Origin of the sequence: Microcoleus sp. PH2017_12_PCY_D_A (genome assembly GCF_020738565.1) — a bacterium.
In the GTDB taxonomy this organism is placed as follows: domain Bacteria; phylum Cyanobacteriota; class Cyanobacteriia; order Cyanobacteriales; family Microcoleaceae; genus Microcoleus.
Genome location: NZ_JAEQCI010000061.1, coordinates 18,138 through 34,379, shown reverse-complemented (window position 1 = coordinate 34,379; position 16,242 = coordinate 18,138). Strand labels below are relative to the sequence as shown.

Here is a 16,242-nt window from a genome sequence, read left to right as displayed (position 1 = left end):
ACTAATGACTAATGACTATTCCTCATCATCAAAAGCTTGACTGCCGCCGCCAACAGCAACTAAGTCAATTTGCTGGCGGTAGTAGTCAACGCTTTTGACTTGAACTTCTACCCGATCGCCCAAACGGTACTGATTGCGGTTTTTGCGACCAACTAGAGTTTGCTGGCGCGATCGATATTCATACCAATCATCCTTCAGCGAAGAAACGTGCACCAATCCTTCAACTCGCAGAAGTTCGCTCTCGGGCGGCCGCACCTCAATTTCCACAAAGAAACCGTAAGACTGCACCCCTGTAATCAAACCTTGGAAAGTTTGACCGGTGCGCTCTTTCATCAATCCAGTTTTCTTCAATCCCTGCAAATCGCTTTCGGCATCCTCAGCAACCCTTTCGCGTTCCGTCAGGTGTACCACCGCCGCAGCAAACTCCGTCTCAAATTCGTGGTGCAAGTCTGGCGGCAGGACATTCCAAGTAATTTGACCGTGACAGGAGGAATGGTGCAGGTTGACTTTTTCCTTAGCCCGAGTTGTGCGGCTGCTGCGGCCTTGCTCTAACACAGCGTGCAACACCCGCAGCACCAGTAAATCGGCGTAGCGTCCAAGCGGCGAAGTGCAGCGCGTGTAGCCGTCTGGCAGCGCCAAACCGAAGTGCGGCTTGGGAGTTGTGCTGTAAACAGCGGGCTTCATCGTGTCTTCCAGCAGGTAGGTGAGAACTCTTTCGGACTTGAGGCCGGCAAACTGCTGGGTAAATCGCTGGAAGTCGAAGGGCAGAACTTCTTCTTCGTTTTCGAGATACAGTTCGCCTCCGAGGTTGTTGGAGAGTTTGATGAACTCTTGAATGTCTGCCGGATCTGGCATCGGTTGGACGCGGTAGATTGCTGGGACTCCCAAGGCTTGCAGGTGGGTGGCGACAGCTTCGTTGGCAAGTACGACCAACTCCGAGACGGCCGACTGGGCGGCGGGAGCAGTTGCAAAAGCTCCTAATTCGCCTTCGTCGTCGAAGTGAGAGTTAGCGTCGGGCAAATTTAGTTCAAAAGCTCCCCGCTTGAACCTCGCCTGTCTGGCAGCCTTTGAGGCATCGGATATGCGATCGAGGAAAGGACGGAGGGCGCTGGACAAAGGATGAACTTCGGCATCGGGGCCTGCTTCTAGAATTGCTTGAGCTTCAAGGTAGCTGAGCTGGTAGTCAACTTGAATGACGCTGGTTTGAATTTCGTATTCTAGGAGTTCTCCTGATGGGTCTAGGGTGAGCATGATGCTGAATGCCAGCCGTTCGGTGTCTGGCACCAGGGAGCAGCGCTCGTTGAGGAGTTCTGGCAGTACGGCGATGATTTTTTCTCCCAAATGGGCTGCTGTGCCTCGTTTGCGGGCTTCGCGGTCTAGGGGGGTTTCGGGCTGTACGTACTCGGCGGCGTCGGTGACGTGGATTCCAACTTGCCAGCCGCCGGACTTTAGGCTTTCGATCGACAATGCGTGTTCTATTGGCGGATCTGAGAGGAATGAGGTGGGGTCAAACTCGTTTTCGGTTGCGTCGTCTGAGAAACTTTCCTGCTGAGTTTTCGGGGCATCATTTTCGCCGTTGGTTTCTATCGGTTCATTTCTGCTGAAGGTAACAGTCAAGATGTTCCGCAAATCTAGCCGTTTTTTGATGTCGGTTTTTTTGACTTTGCTGGGCAAATTTTCGGCTGCTTTGATGACGGCTGCGGGGAAGGAGCGCGGCAAGTCGTGCTTGCAGCATACGATGTCGAGGTCGTCGGCGGCTTCGGCGTCGGAACCGAGTACCTGTACTACTTTGCCGACTGGGCGGTGGGTGCCGAGGGGATAGCGTTTGACTTCGACGTGTACTAAATGGTCGATCGCATCTTGGAGATTTGTACCATTGGCGAGCAAGTCTAGTTCAAACAACAGGCGATCGTCCAGGGGAATTGCTCTGTAGCTGACGCGGCCGGTGGGGGTGGCGGTTTGCTTGACTCGCGCGAGTACCGAGGGGTTGGCGCGTTCGAGGATGAGCATGACTTCGCCTTCGGGCGATCGGCGGCGGCTGCCTTCTTTGATGATTTTGACTAAAACTCGATCGCCATTCCAAGCTGTCGAGAGGTGACTTTCCCGCACGTAAACGTCTTCTGAGCCTTCCGCATCTTGAATTGCAAAGCAAAATCCTTTGCTCGAACAGCGGAGTTTTGCTTCTACTACGTCATCTTCAGCTACTCGACGGTAGCGGCCTTTGTCTTTGACTAATATGCCAATTTTCTCTAGAGCTTCTAATGCGATTTGAAGTTTGAGTTGACTGGTTTCATCATTGCAGTCGAGTTTTTTTTCTAGTGCTTTGGGAGCCACTAATTTGTCTTCTGTAAAATTTGCCAGCAGTGCAGCGATAGAAAATTCCATGTAGCGATCGATCCTCTTGTTTCCAGCAATTAGTCTAACTTTGGCGAAATCAGCCGCACCCTTTCTTGCCCTCGCTGTGCCTGCTTCCCAACAAATGCGCGGGTTAGTAGGTGGAAACGCAAACACAGTCTGTGCTACCCCTGCGCGGGGATTTTTTCAGATTTTTCCCCCACACCGGCAGTCGCTAATTGTCTGCTGTCTGCCTGCAAATGACAGATAATGGTGCAGACAAATGCCCCATACCCTATTCCCCAAGACAATTTTTTAGCATTGGTTCCTTTGCTTTTGGCTTGCAGCACCGAGCTCTTGGCGAAGTAGAAAGCCCCTGTCGGTTCTTAAAAGATGACGGAAATGCTGAAAGCGACTGGTTGAGTCTTGGATCGGGAGATGGAGAGATGCAGAGGGAGAAAATTTGCATTTGAGCCTCCTGCCTTTTTCCTTCTGCCTTTTTCCTGCTTTCTTCTTCTTTTTGAAGTGCCTCTTGCCTTTTGCTAAAGCCAAAGATTTTACCAACGATTAGGCAAAATTGCTAGTAGCTCGCCGCAAGAAATGCCCCTGTTTTTGCAAGCACTCTGCCCTTGCGGACGGAAGTGCAATTCAGGGTAGGGAGCAATCTGTGCTGTAGAAAGTGCAAGGTACACAAAACCGGAGACTTTTACTACTTTTGCCTAGTTGCTGTGTCATCTCCTATAGGTAGAAATGACGCCCGGTGCTTGTTAGCTTAAACTGCCGGATGTGGGATAGGGTTTAATGGCGTGAAAGGTTGCGCGCATTATTCACCTTTCATTTATTGTATGTTGAATATGTGCTTTCAGAAAATTGTTTTCTGTGGGTTGTACTAAACTTAAGTCATCAGCCCCTTCTGGTTTCGGGGTAAAAAAATTATGTTTGCTGAATTTCGCGCCCTTTATCCCGCTGGACAGTTAATCTGTGAGTTGCTGACTATTCATCACGGTAAGTTTGTGGTTCGCTGTCTGGTTCAGGTTGACGGCAAAACTCTCGCTACTGGTATGTCTGCTGCTGAGTCTGTTGAAGAGGCTGAAGACCGCGCCCGATCGCGAGCGATGGCTGTCCTCGCATTTGATGCTGCTCCGGCTCCGGTTGCTGCTGCTGTTCCCGTTCCGGCTCCGGCTCCGGCTCCGGCTCCGGTTGCTGCTGCTGCTGTTCCCGTTCCCATAGCGCCCCCTCCGGCTCCCGCTGTTCCCGTTCCCGTTGGGCCAGCCCTTGCTCCGCTTCCGGTTTTAGAAATGCCTGTTCCAGACAAAGTTGAATTACCACATCAAAGCAATTTTGTCAATACAGAAGCGAAATTAAATCAAGAGCCGATCGCACCTGTAGCGGAACCTTTGCCGCCAAAAGTCGATTTACCTCCGGCTGTGGGATTTGTACCGAAGCAGTTAGACTCGGACGCTTGGCTGTCTTCCAGCTACGGGGAACCGCTTCCAGAATTGGAAGTGCCGCCTCAAAGCGATCGCGAACTGTCCCAGGGTGCGGCCGAAGTCCGGGAATCGCAACCGATCGCGGTAGGAATTCCCAGCGATGCGATCGAAGATGATTCTGATACGATCGCCCAAATAGACGCCATCCTCAAACGGCTGCGATGGACAAAAAAACAGGAAACCGACTGTCTCGAACAAAATTATGGCAAGTCATCGCAGAGAGAACTTGCTAGCGAACAGTTGGCAGATTTCCTAGAATATCTGGAAATTTACAGCAGAACCACCGAAGAAATCAAGAGGTTGGGATGGACAGCCAACCAAGGAAAAGATTATCTCAAACAAGGTTACGGCAAAGAAGCGCGACATTTCTTAAATAGAGAAGAATTGTTCGACTTCCTGCAATATCTCGAATCTTTACCCTGAAAATCAGGAAAATAGGTTTGTAGTGAGGACTTTAGTCCTTCAGGTTTGTAGTGAGGACTTCAGTCCTTCTTTCTTGCGGACTTTAGTCATGAAAACAGGTTTGTAGTGAGGACTTCAGTCCTTCTTTCTTACGGACTTTAGTCCTGAAAATAGGTTCGTAGTGAGGACTTCAGTCCTTCTTGCTTAGGGAATGTAGTCCTGAAAATAGGTTCGTAGTGAGGACTTCAGTCCTTCTTTCTTGCGGACTTTAGTCATGAAAACAGGTTTGTAGTGAGGACTTCAGTCCTTCTTTCTTGGGGACTTTAGTGAATCACTATAAACTGGTTTTACTAACAGTAATTGAGCGGTTAATAAAAATTAAAAATTAAAAATAGGGAAATATTCTCCATTTTTAATTTTTAATTTACCAGTCCTGGACGCATTGAGGCCAAAGAAACCGGGTTTTTTACTTAATCTGTGGACTACAACGAAGGATTTTCGCAAAAAACCCGGTTTCTGACTACCCGTGCGTCTAGGACTATTTACGCCACAGCGGCGATCGGGCGGCTAGCAGAAGGACGGCGATCGATCACTTGATCGACTAAACCATAGTCCTTTGCTTCTTCAGCCGACATGAAGAAATCGCGTTCGGTATCTTCTTCAATGCGGGAAAGCGGCTGACCGGTATGATCTGCCAAAAATTGATTCAGGCGCTGTTTGTGGTACAAAATCTCTTTCGCCTGAATTTCAATATCGGTAGCTTGTCCTTGAGCTCCGCCGAGGGGTTGGTGGATCATAATCCGGGAGTGAGGCAAACTCATCCGCTTGCCTTTAGCGCCCGCACTCAGCAGGAAAGCGCCCATGCTGGCGGCCAAACCGAGACAAATAGTGCAAATGTCGGGGCGGATGTGGTTCATCGTGTCAAAAATGCCCATACCTGCTGTTACCGATCCGCCGGGGGAGTTGATATAGAGGTAAATATCTTTCTCCGGGTCTTCGGCGTCTAAAAATAGCAATTGGGCTACGATCAGGTTGGCTAAGTCGGAGTCAACCTGTTGGCCCAAGAAGACGATGCGATCGCGCAGGAGTCGCGAGTAAATGTCAAAGGCGCGTTCACCGCGACCGGATTGTTCTATAACTGTTGGGATCATTGAACGGGCCTGCCTCTTACGTATCTTTTTTTTATTTTAGCGATTTGGGTTCATTTATAGTTAGGGTGCGGTGGCGGGCGATCGACAAATCGCTAAAATCCTTGAGTTCGGCGGGGTTGGGCTGTTAATTTGTGGAAAATGTGTCGGGCGGGCGATCGGATTTCCGATCGTGCGGGCGATCGATCTTGAGGAAGCGGACATCAGTCAAGGTTGTGATGTGGCGATCGGATCGTGGCGAGAAGTGCGATCGCTCGATCGGGGCTGACCTATATTCCTTCATATCCTCAAGCGGATCATCAAAGTCATCAGACAGTGGCAGAACAAACATTCCTTGCATCGTTCCTGCAACACGACGCTTTTTTTTCTGTTTTTCTTGAGGAGATTTTTGAGCGTACTTCTCAATCAAAAACTCGATGTAATGAAGCACCTCTGTATGAAACGACTCTGGGAGTTCTTCTAATTTTTCTAAAATCACTGGCTGTATCATTGTTTCTTCTCCTTAGCTGTCTTATGTAAAAACATTAATTTAGACATGACTGATGATATCTAGGCAGTTTCTCGATCGCGCTGAAGTAGGTCTTGATACAGAGACTCTGCTACATCGTTATATGCTCGATCGAGTTCGTCGTGTAGAACTGCTCGAAAAAGAGTAAAAATAGCTTGCCCAAAAATTGGGTCTTCGTCAACCGCCAAAACCACTCTGAGTTTTTGAGAAATTCGTAGCGTATAAAGCGAAGATTCGTAACCATTCAGGTCTGACGATAGCGGGAGACGACGCAGCTTGCGATATACATTTGATTTTTGAGTAGGAAAAATGCTGGCACAATAATTAATTTTTTGAATTATAGCGGCTTTCTCATCTTCATTTAGCAGCGCAATATCTTTCTCAAATTTCCTTGTTGACTCAATTAGAATGTCCACGTTAAAAACCGTAAACTAATATACAAATATTATACTACAAACAGCTTTTGACTGTCAAGTCGCGTTCATCACTTGCCAACAAACCTACTTGTTAAAGAATCCACAATTCAAATTTTAATCATCCAACCACGTCGGTACATTCCATACAAAATTAACCACCAACACAACACCGCCGTCACCGCAAAAGCCAGAGAACCATTCAACGGCCCAGCCCAAGGCACAAACCAATTTTCATAAATCCAACTGTAGGTTGTTGGAGCAGTTTTACCAGTGCCGATATGGGTTTTCAACAAAAGTCTGGCGACAATACCGGAGGCGACAAACAAGAAAATTGCATTCAATCCCATGATTTCAAACGGCCAGCCCCATTTCCACTTTCGCACTTCTATTGTTTCGTAGCAAGCTGCTAGCAATAGCAACGCCCAACCAGCAGTAAAAACTACATAGGAACTCGTCCACAGTTGTTTGTTAATCGGAAATGAAAATCCCCACAAATGACCAATTACTAAGCAACACAATCCACTAATTACTAAATTTAAACTCGTGCGGGTTTTGATGGGCTGCACGCGCAGCCACTCTCCTGTAAAGTACCCGAGCAAAACTGTTACGCTGGCTGGTAAGGTACTCAACAATCCTTCTGGATCGAAGGGGCCACCTTTGTACAGGTGTTGGCTGCCGAGAATTAGCCGATCGACATATCCACCCAAATATCCCTCCGGCGTTAGTTCGTAGGCGCTGTACCCCCCTACAGCAAATACGAGCAATGCGCCCCAATAGCCCAAAAGCACCGCCACAGCGAGCAGTTTTTGATGGCGGGGGGAAAGGTTGAGAATCGCGATCGCACTAATCAAATACGCTAAACCGATCCGCTGCAAGACTCCCATAATCCTGATTTTACCGAAATTTGCGATCGGGGCGCCGTTCAAAAGTACGTCAAGGGCGATCGAAGACGTATTTAACAGCAATCCTAATACAAATAAAATCGCCGCCCGCCGCGCAATTCGCCAATAAATATTTGTTTCTATTTTTGTAGTAGTTTCAGTATATTTTGACAGCGAGAAGGACATCGCACAGCCAACGATGAACAGAAAAAAGGGAAATACCAAGTCTGTCGGGGTGCACCCGTGCCATTCTGCGTGATCTAGCGGCGGATACACCTGTTTCCAACTGCCGGGGTTGTTCACTAGAATCATTGAGGCGATCGCAATTCCGCGAAAAACATCAAGAGATTTTAAGCGCATAAGTAAGTCATTAGTCATTAGTCATTAGTCATTAGTCATTAGTCATTAGTCATTAGTCATTAGTCATTAGTTATTATCACCAATCGCCAATGCCCAATGCCCCATGCCCCATGCCCCATTCCCCATTCCCCATCCCCTATATCTCTATCCCTTCCAGAGTCATAATTAGAGCATTCTTCATCAACATATCGCAGCGTTCTGCATAAAACAATGCAGCCTTATCATACTTATTCACTTGCAAGACACGCAGAAACATTTGCCTCGCTTGCGCGAATTGCTGCTGGTAGTGAAAAAAAATGCCCTGTTCAAAATCAGTTTGGGTTTTTCCTTTTAGCTCGATCATTATATCCGAGTCGCCGTCATAAATCTCAAACACAGCCACCGGCGCTTGTTTTCCTTTTACTTGAACGCGATCGAGAAATCGGCACTTATAATGCTGGGGGTCGTCAATCCTGCACAAAGTCTGAACGCTAGCAACAATACCAACTCCGTAAAGCTTTGTCAATCCTTCCACCCTAGAGGCTAAATTTACAGCATCAGAAATGACCGTACTTTCCATCCGTTCCGCTTCGCCAATAGTACCCAACATTAAAGTTCCAGTATGCAAGCCAATCCCTATCGAAATAGGTTTGTATCCACAATTTTGCCTGTGTTTGTTATAAATTTTAACTTGCTGCTGCATCTCTATTGCTGCTTGCACAGCATCTTCAGCACAGTTAGGAAATAAAGCCATAATCCCGTCACCAATATATTTATCTATAAAACCGCTATACTGGCGGATAACTGGGCCTACTCGGCTTAAGTAAGAGTTGAGAAATTCAAAATTTTCTCGGGGAGACATACTCTCTGACAAACTTGTAAATGAACGAATATCAGCAAACATAATCGTCATTTCTGCCTGTACAGAGTCTCCCAATCTGGCATCAACTATGCTTTCTCTTTGGAGAAATTTCAAAAATTCTCTGGGTACAAAGCGCGCTGACGCTGCTGCTATTTTTTCTAGTTCACTTTTGCTGGCTTCGATTTGAGTCAGGGCGCGAAATGCTCTGAGTGCTGTCACTACCGTGGTAAATAACTTTTTGTTTGTTAGTTCAGTTTTAGTTTTGTAATCATTAATATCGTAGCTGACAATTACTACATCTTCTGGCACTTGTCCCGGCTGTCCGGTTCGCAAAATAATCCGTACTACTTGATTGTCTAAAATATCGCGGATGTATTTTACTACTTCCAAGCCTGCCTCTTCTGTTTCCATGACTACATCGAGTAAAATCAAGGCTATGTCTGGATTGGATTCGATTATTTCTTTGGCTTCTTTGCCTGAGTAAGCGCTGATAAAGGCGATCAGTTTGTTTTCAAATATAAATTCATTTAAAGCGAGTTTTGTAATATTATGAATTTCTATTTCATCGTCTACAATCAATATTTTCCAACTGCCTGCAATCGGCTCGTCTTCCGCCTCGTCTTCGTCGGCAAAGATTAATTCATCGTCGCCCGCCACTATTAATTCGTCATCGCCCGCAGCCAACACATTTTTACTAGCTTCTGACATTTATCGTTCTCCCAAATAGAATGATATTAAAACTGACAGTATAATAACTAAATCCTTCCTTTAGCGGGAAATTCCATCATAAATCTGGTGCCTTTGTCTACTTGACTTTCGCAGCGAATTGTGCCTTTGAGTTTTTGGGTGACGAGGTTGTAAATAATGTGCAGTCCCAATCCGGTGCCGCCCTGACCTCTTTTCGTGGTAAAAAACGGTTCAAAAATTTTACTGAGATTTTCTGGGGTAATTCCTTTGCCGTTATCGGCATATTCAAATATTAGCCGATCGCCCTCAAGTTTCAAATCAAACGCCAGAATGCCCCCATCTTCTCCATCGTAAGCGTGAATTACGGAATTCAACACCAGATTTGTCACAATTTGAGAGAACACACCGGGGTAACTGTCCAGTACAATATTTTCATCGCACTTAATCTCTACTTTGTGCTTAGTTCTTCTGAGTTTGGCGCTTAAGGATGTCAAAATCTCCTCTAGATAATTTTTTACGTTAAACGTGCGTTTTAATTCGCTCGACTGATCTACAGCCACTTCTTTAAAACTGTGAATCAAATCTGCCGCCCGCGTGAGGTTGGATAAGATCATATTACTGCTTTGCAGCGCCGTATCCAGGAATTTTTCTAGCTCAGATCGTTTAATTAGACCCTTGCTGTAAAGATCCAAAAATTTTGTGACTTTTTCCGCCAGTAGCGAGGCGGCGGTGATACCGATGCCGATGGGAGTATTGATTTCGTGAGCAACACCTGCAACCAACCCTCCGAGGGCTGCCATTTTTTCCGCTTCTACCAGTTTATTTTGAGCCGATTTTAGGTCTTCTAGAGTTTGGGACAATTCGGAGGTACGCTGCTGTACTAAGTTTTCAAGATTCTGATTGAATTGCTGCAAATTCGTGTAAAGCTGGGCGTTTTCGATCGAGATAGAAATTTGAGAAGACAGCAGTTTTAATATTTCCAACCTGTCTGGCGTAAAAGCGCCTGTAGTCAGATTGTTTTCTAAATATAAAATGCCACTGAGTTTGCCTTGATGGATTAAGGGAGTGCAAAGAATTGATTTAGGTTGAACCGCAATTATATAAGGTGCGCGAGTAAATTGTCCTTCGCGGGTGGCATCATTTAAAACTATACTTTCCTGGGTACGGGCGACGTAGTTGACAACAGAAACTGCCAGCAAAGTTACTTCTCGATCCTTTTCAACAAAATCTATGGGAATTGATTGCATGACAGCAACGCGATCCACATCTACAGAACCTGATGCTTCAATCACCCATTGACCAGATTTTTCTAGTATTAAAAAGCCTTTTTGTCCCCCGGCATTTTCAATAACAATTTTCATCAGTTTTGCCAGCAGTTTGTCTAGAACTATTTCGCCCGCTAAGGTTTGCGATGCTTTTACTGCTGTTGTCAAGTCTAGCACGCCTGCACTGTCGCTCGTAGTGCAAGCGCTACTCGTAGATTTGTGAGTTTCGATATTAGTTGAAATCGAGGGTGAAGTCAGCAACTGCGAGTATTTTGATTCTAAATGCGCTACTTTTGCTTTAGCTCCCCAGCGCTGATAGCAATAACGCGCTTCTGTCAAGTAAGTTTTCGCAATTCTTTCTCGTCCAATCGATAAATAAAATGCTCCTGCCAATTCTGCTGCTAGTGCTTGTACCTGTATGTATCCGTTTGTTTGCGCTCCAGCAATGGCGGAGTCGTAATATTCCATTGCTCTCACAATATCTCCCAATATTCGAGCTTTTTCAGCGGCAATCAAGTCACATTTGTGCTGGAGGTTCATCGGCGCAGAAAGTGCTTTTTTTTGCATTTTTTTTAGGTTGGTGTTTGCGTAAAAAAGATGCTCTCCTTGTACCTCTTTTGTTGCCGATGGATATGCTGCGAGTCGGGCTAGAGAATCATAAAAATGGTATTCAGGAACATTAATAAACCCCACAACTCCGTCTAAATAAAATTCGGCTTGCGCTGCATTTTCTAGCGCCAGCTCGACATTGCCAAATAAATAGGCTAATATTAATTTCTGTAAGTAAAAAGTTTGAAGTCCCACTCGATCGTTAACTTTCAACAGCAGCGGCAATAATGTTTTTTCGCTGTAAGCTTCACGTAATAAAATGTCGGGGCTTTCCATTTTCCCCATCAATTGCAAAACTGTTTGCCAATATATTTGATTCCAAGTCAATACCGTTTCTTGCTTTAGTTGAAATAGCAAATGGTTGTAATTTACCATTTTTCGTTCCAGTTGCGGCAATTCTTGACCAATAAAATACAAGGACTGACAAATATTTACGGCAGAATATCCAACCGATTCTAAATCACCATTTTCGAGCGCGCTTTGATAGGCTTCTTCTAACAGAGGTAAAGTATCTTTAACGTGATGTTTGCCGTGCATCAAAATGAAGGCAACTAAATTAAGAGTCTTGCTTTTGAATTCTAAAGCATTTAGCCGATCGATCAAATTTAACGCTAATTGACCAAATCGCTCGCCCGATTCAATATCTCTAACTATTCCTTTTAAAATTGCTCCGTAATTAGCATAACCGAAGGCAGAAAAAGCAGAATTTCCGTAGTTGATAGATAAATTAACTTGCTCGCAGACAATCAGGGGCAACAGTACGGGTTCAACGATCGAGGTAGGTGACAACATACTGGAAAGCACGCGCATAGTTGCTAATTTGCGCGGATTGGTCATCACTGGCAAGTCAATTAAATCTTCTATCTTTTTTCCTGTTAAATAAGCTGAGGTTTTGGTAAGTGCTTGCTGAATGTGGAGGGGAGTTGGCGATTTTGGAAAGTTTATTCCTAACATTGTGAGTGCTTCCCTACCAATTGTTACCGCTTGTTGCAGTTGGGTTTGCATCGCACAAGCTGTGATTCTGATTTCAAAAACTTTGATTTTGTCTAATTCATTTTTGGCGTGTTCCAGGACAATTTCTGCCCACTTTTCCATTTGTTCAAAATCTGTATTCAGGTAAGCTGCTTCTGCTGCTGACTCGTAGAGTGCAAGAGTCAAGTCGTAGTCGGCTTGCCAACTTTCCGAGGGAAGCAATGCAATACCTGCGGCTAAATATTTGACAGCGAGTTCGTAAGCTGCACTGGCTTTTGCTTTGCGGCCCGCCATTAAATTTAATTTACATAAATGATTTTTTTCTAATTCACTGCTGATGATTGGTTGGGCCGCATTTAGTTGGTTGACTAGATCGAAAATATGGTTTTCTAATTGTTCTGGAGGCGCGTTTTGCAGCAGGAATCTGCCGATTTTGAGATGGGTTTCTTGTTTCTGAGATTCGGATATTAAAGCGTAAGCTGCTTGCTGAACTCGCTCGTGCAAAAATTTATAAGTCGCGCTACCAGCATCAGCAACTGGCAGGGACAACTCATCTGTAACGTCTCTAGATATTTGGTCTGTTAAGCCTGTGCTTGCTGCTAGTGCGATCGGAATTTTGTAAGCGTTATTCAGGGGCAAAATCAGACCGGACTCAAGTGCATCCCAGAGGTCTGTTGCTGCGGAAGTCAGAGGTTGTTCGCTGATTTGGGAGAGAATTGCTAAATCAAATTTGTTGCCTATACAAGCGGCTAATTTTAGCAGTTCCTGCGTATTACCTGAAAGTTTCTGAATGTTGTCTATCATTAATTCCACAACATTGTCAGTTATTCCTATTTCTTGTATTTGCTCAATGTCCCACTGCCACTCGCCTGTGATTTTGCATTTTTTTACAGGGTGTTCTGGGATTTGTTCGGCAAAGTCAGACAAGTGAGGTTCGGCTCGATCGCCCGGATTTTTAGAGGATACAAATTTAAATTGTAGCAATTTTTGGGAGTAAAGAGACTTCAGCAATTGAGTTAAAAAAAAGGGATTTCCTCCGGTTTTGTGAAACAGCAATTGTGCCAAAGGTAGCGATTTTTCGGGCGGGCAGTTCAGAGTATCCGCGACGAATTGATTGACGCTGTTAATATCTAAAGGCGAAAGGGCGAGCGTACTTACATTCCCGCCTGCTTTCCTAATTGTTTCTGCCGCCAGCATTACAGGATGATTTGCCTCTACTTCTGATTCTCTATAGGCTCCGATTATTAATAAGTATTGGCTGGCGATGTCAGTTGCTAGCAGTTGGATTAACTTGAGCGAGGCTGAATCAATCCACTGCAAGTCGTCGAGGAAAATTACCAGCGGGTGTGCTTTTTGAGTAAAGATGCGGATGAATTTTTGAAATACTAAATTAAAGCGATTTTGAGATTCATTTGATCCTAAATCTGGCACAGAAGGCTGCGACCCGACAATCAGTTCTACTTCGGGAATAACTTCAATAATGACTTGGCAGTTGCTACCGAGAGAATTTAAAATTTGTTCTTTCCAAACTTGGACTTTGGCGGCTGTTTCTGTGAGGATTTGCCGCAACAAGTCTTGAAAAGCTTGGAGCAAAAAAGCGTAGGGAATATCGCGCTTGAATTGCTCAAATTTGCTGTCTATAAAATACCCGTTTTTCCGCACGATGGGTTGGTTAATTTCATAGACGAGCCACGATTTTCCCAGACCGGCAGAACCGGAAATGAGCAGGATTTCTGTATTGCCCCGCTTCATGCGATCCAAGGTATTGAGAAGCAGATTAACTTCGGCTTCTCGCCCGTAAATTTTTTGGGAAATTTGCAGGTGACTCGATCGATCTTGTTCGCCGAGGGTGATGTGAGAAATTTCGCCTGTTGTTTGCAGTTGACCGAGACATTGTTCTAAGTCGTACAAAATTCCGAAAGCACTTTGATACCTGTCTTCTGCAGTTTTTGCTAATAGCTTCATTACGATATCGTCAAGGGCTTGGGGAATGTCGTCGCTTTCTGTTTGATTGATGCTGCCTTTGACTTTCTGCTTTCTATTTTCGCCAGGAGAAACAGGGGTTTTAGCAATATGGCAGTGTACTAATTCCATCGGATCTGTGGCACTAAAAGGCAATTCGCCGCAGAGCATTTCATAAAAAGTGACGCCTAAAGAATAAAAATCGGTGCGGTAGTCGATCGCCCGATTCATGCGCCCCGTTTGTTCGGGAGACATATAGGCGAGGGTGCCTTCGAGTAAATTGGGGTGGGCCAGGGCGGGGTTTTCGCCCGGTAGCAGGGAGGCGATCGCAAAATCAGCAATCTTGACATCCCCCGTCGAACTATTGACAATAATATTGCTGGGTTTAATATCTTTGTGGATGATGTGGTGTTCGTGGAGTTGGCCGAGAGTTTCTGCTAGTTTTATGCCTATTTGCAGAAATTGTTGTAACTCTAGCTGGTTGTTGCCGAGAAATTCTTTGAGGGAAATACCGCCAAAATCTTCTAAAATTAAAACCGGAAAGTGATTGTATTTTTCGAGTTTGTAAAGCTTGACTATTCCTGGGCAATTCACATTTTTAAGAATTTCATATTCGTGCAGGACTTGGGCTATTTGCGCCGGTGTAGGGTAGATTGGCGTGAGAGTTTTGAGGATAACGGGTTTTTGTTCGTCAAGCTGGATTCCTCGATAAATAACTGTGTGAGGGTTTGTATAAAGCTGTTCGTCAATGCGGTATCCGGGAATGTTAATCATGCTGTTTGGGGGCTGGCTTTAAAAGTAGGGTTATAGGATTTTAGATTTTAAATTTTAGATTAAAGAATTGAACAAGTGGGAATAAATGATGACAGAATGGTTGACATATAGCTTTTCAAGCTCTCATATTCGCGGACGACTGGGAATAGGGCCTAGGGCCTAGGGCCTAGGGCCTAGGGCCTAGGGCCTAGGGCCTAGGGCCTAGGGCACGCAAGCATACCTCACTTTTTTGAGAACCGCTATATTGGGTACTGTTGCTTTTTTTTAACAGGGTAATTTTAAGTAAAAATACAGAGCGGAGGTCGAGGGCGGTTTTTACGGCAGTACACTGGCGGCTATTATATATCTTAGATAAAGTCGCCTTTACAGGCTGATTCTCGATATGTTTTTTCGTTTACTCACTTATCTATATTCTAGTATTCAAAAAATCAGAAGTGACACTTTGCTATCCCGGCAGTGTCAAAATAAACTGGTGCGTGCAACTCAACAGGTAAAATCTAAAAACCATGCAGAATATAACTGCCTCAAATCCAGCTACTGCGACCGATCGCGCATTTGGCACCGCAGACATTAAACTACTGGTAGTGGATATCGACGGCACGATCGCAGGTTTATCAAATCAGATCCGAGAACCGGTGAAGCAGGCAATTTTGGCAGCCAAGTCGCGGGGAGTGAAAGTGGCCGTCGCTACGGGCAGGATGTACCAGTCAGCTTTGCGTTTCCACTCAGACATCGGCTCAACTCTGCCGCTGATTTGCTATCAGGGCGCCTGGATTCAAGATGTCGCGAGTCAAAAGCGGCTGCGACACTTGCCGCTGTCGAAACAAACGGCTTTGGAAGTTTTAGAGCATTTTGAAGCACCGGATTTGCGATCGCTCCTATCGATCCATTTCTACATTGACGATAAACTTTACGTGCCGGAAATTACCGCAGCTACCCGACTTTATGCCGATCGATCGGGCATTGAACCAAATGTCATTAAAGATTTGCGGCGAGATATTCCGGGGGAACCGACGAAAGTTTTGGCTTTGTGCAAGAATCCGGTGGTACTCGACGGCTTGCTCATCAGTATGCGGGAGCGATACACGCCTGCGGAGCTTTATTTGACTCGATCCGTTGCTACTTTTTTTGAAGCTACCCATCCTTTGGCGAATAAGGGAGCTGCGGTGCAGTATTTGGCGGAGGAAATTTTGGGTTTGCAGGCGGCGAATGTGATGGCGATCGGCGACAATTTTAACGATCTAGAAATGATTTCCTACGCGGGTGTGGGCGTGGCGATGGGGAATGCTCCTGATGCGGTGAAGGCTGGTGCTAATTGGGTGGCGCCGGATGTGGAGGAAGATGGGGTGGCAGCGGCGATCGCACAATTTGTTTTGGGCGCGAGCTGATATTTCTAGCAATAATAATTTTCGGAATGCGGTGGTTCGTAGTGAGGACTTCAGTCCTCATAAATTTAGAGGACTGAAGTCCTCACTACGAACCATAGAGTATTTATTTAACGAAAGCAAGAAGACGCTAAGAACGCGAAGGAAGAATTGAAGGGATAATTGAAAACTTTAAAAAATGCTTTTCAACAGAAAGAGCACCGACGAC

The 16,242-nt window shown here is 45.4% G+C and carries 10 protein-coding genes; 3 read left to right on the top strand and 7 right to left on the bottom strand.

The features are described 5' to 3' along the window. Positions 1-15: 15 nt before the first annotated feature. Positions 16-2,385: a ribonuclease R family protein gene (locus tag JGK39_RS18620; protein WP_293255441.1), complete on the bottom strand. Its 2,370-nt coding sequence runs from the start codon at positions 2,383-2,385 to the stop codon at positions 16-18. A gap of 188 nt (positions 2,386-2,573) precedes the next feature. Here JGK39_RS18620 and JGK39_RS18615 point away from each other — a divergent pair, with 188 nt between their 5' ends. Then, a complete protein-coding gene (locus tag JGK39_RS18615; RefSeq protein WP_293255361.1) occupies positions 2,574-2,807 on the top strand; it encodes a hypothetical protein in 234 nt (77 codons plus the stop codon). A 462-nt stretch (positions 2,808-3,269) separates the two neighbouring features. Further along, entirely contained in the window at positions 3,270-4,247 is a 978-nt protein-coding gene (locus JGK39_RS18610) for a hypothetical protein (protein ID WP_293255358.1), read from the top strand. Between the two features lie 521 nt (positions 4,248-4,768). Here the strand turns inward: JGK39_RS18610 and clpP are convergent. From clpP to JGK39_RS18580, 6 genes are all read right to left on the bottom strand, one after another. Next, a complete protein-coding gene (clpP, locus tag JGK39_RS18605; RefSeq protein ID WP_293255438.1) occupies positions 4,769-5,401 on the bottom strand; it encodes an ATP-dependent Clp endopeptidase proteolytic subunit ClpP in 633 nt (210 codons plus the stop codon). A gap of 100 nt (positions 5,402-5,501) precedes the next feature. Then, on the bottom strand, positions 5,502-5,864 hold the full coding sequence (locus JGK39_RS18600) for a DUF2281 domain-containing protein (protein ID WP_293255355.1): 363 nt from the start codon (positions 5,862-5,864) through the stop codon (positions 5,502-5,504). Between the two features lie 59 nt (positions 5,865-5,923). After that, complete coding sequence (locus JGK39_RS18595) at positions 5,924-6,298, bottom strand: hypothetical protein (RefSeq protein ID WP_293255352.1); 375 nt, start codon at positions 6,296-6,298, stop codon at positions 5,924-5,926. 107 nt (positions 6,299-6,405) lie between these two features. Continuing rightward, positions 6,406-7,539: a DUF5009 domain-containing protein gene (locus tag JGK39_RS18590; RefSeq protein ID WP_293255435.1), complete on the bottom strand. Its 1,134-nt coding sequence runs from the start codon at positions 7,537-7,539 to the stop codon at positions 6,406-6,408. A gap of 136 nt (positions 7,540-7,675) precedes the next feature. Further along, positions 7,676-9,088, bottom strand: a complete 1,413-nt coding sequence (locus tag JGK39_RS18585) for an adenylate/guanylate cyclase domain-containing protein (protein ID WP_293255349.1) — start codon at positions 9,086-9,088, stop codon at positions 7,676-7,678. Positions 9,089-9,135: 47 nt separating this feature from the next. Then, positions 9,136-14,649 carry an ATP-binding sensor histidine kinase gene (locus JGK39_RS18580; protein ID WP_293297025.1) on the bottom strand — a complete coding sequence of 1,838 codons (5,514 nt, stop codon included), beginning with the start codon at positions 14,647-14,649 and terminating at the stop codon, positions 9,136-9,138. Positions 14,650-15,155: 506 nt separating this feature from the next. Between JGK39_RS18580 and JGK39_RS18575 the strand changes: the two genes are divergently transcribed. Then, positions 15,156-16,037, top strand: coding sequence for a Cof-type HAD-IIB family hydrolase (locus JGK39_RS18575; RefSeq protein WP_293255343.1), 882 nt, complete (start codon positions 15,156-15,158; stop codon positions 16,035-16,037). The last annotated feature ends 205 nt before the right edge of the window (positions 16,038-16,242 follow it).

Coding starts and splice junctions, on each gene's coding strand:
- JGK39_RS18620 (WP_293255441.1), bottom strand. CDS start 2,385: ATGGAATTTTCTATCGCTGCACTGCTGGCAAATTTTACAGAAGACAAA.
- JGK39_RS18610 (WP_293255358.1), top strand. CDS start 3,270: ATGTTTGCTGAATTTCGCGCCCTTTATCCCGCTGGACAGTTAATCTGT.
- JGK39_RS18600 (WP_293255355.1), bottom strand. CDS start 5,864: ATGATACAGCCAGTGATTTTAGAAAAATTAGAAGAACTCCCAGAGTCG.
- JGK39_RS18590 (WP_293255435.1), bottom strand. CDS start 7,539: ATGCGCTTAAAATCTCTTGATGTTTTTCGCGGAATTGCGATCGCCTCA.
- JGK39_RS18585 (WP_293255349.1), bottom strand. CDS start 9,088: ATGTCAGAAGCTAGTAAAAATGTGTTGGCTGCGGGCGATGACGAATTA.
- JGK39_RS18580 (WP_293297025.1), bottom strand. CDS start 14,649: ATGATTAACATTCCCGGATACCGCATTGACGAACAGCTTTATACAAAC.
- JGK39_RS18575 (WP_293255343.1), top strand. CDS start 15,156: ATGCAGAATATAACTGCCTCAAATCCAGCTACTGCGACCGATCGCGCA.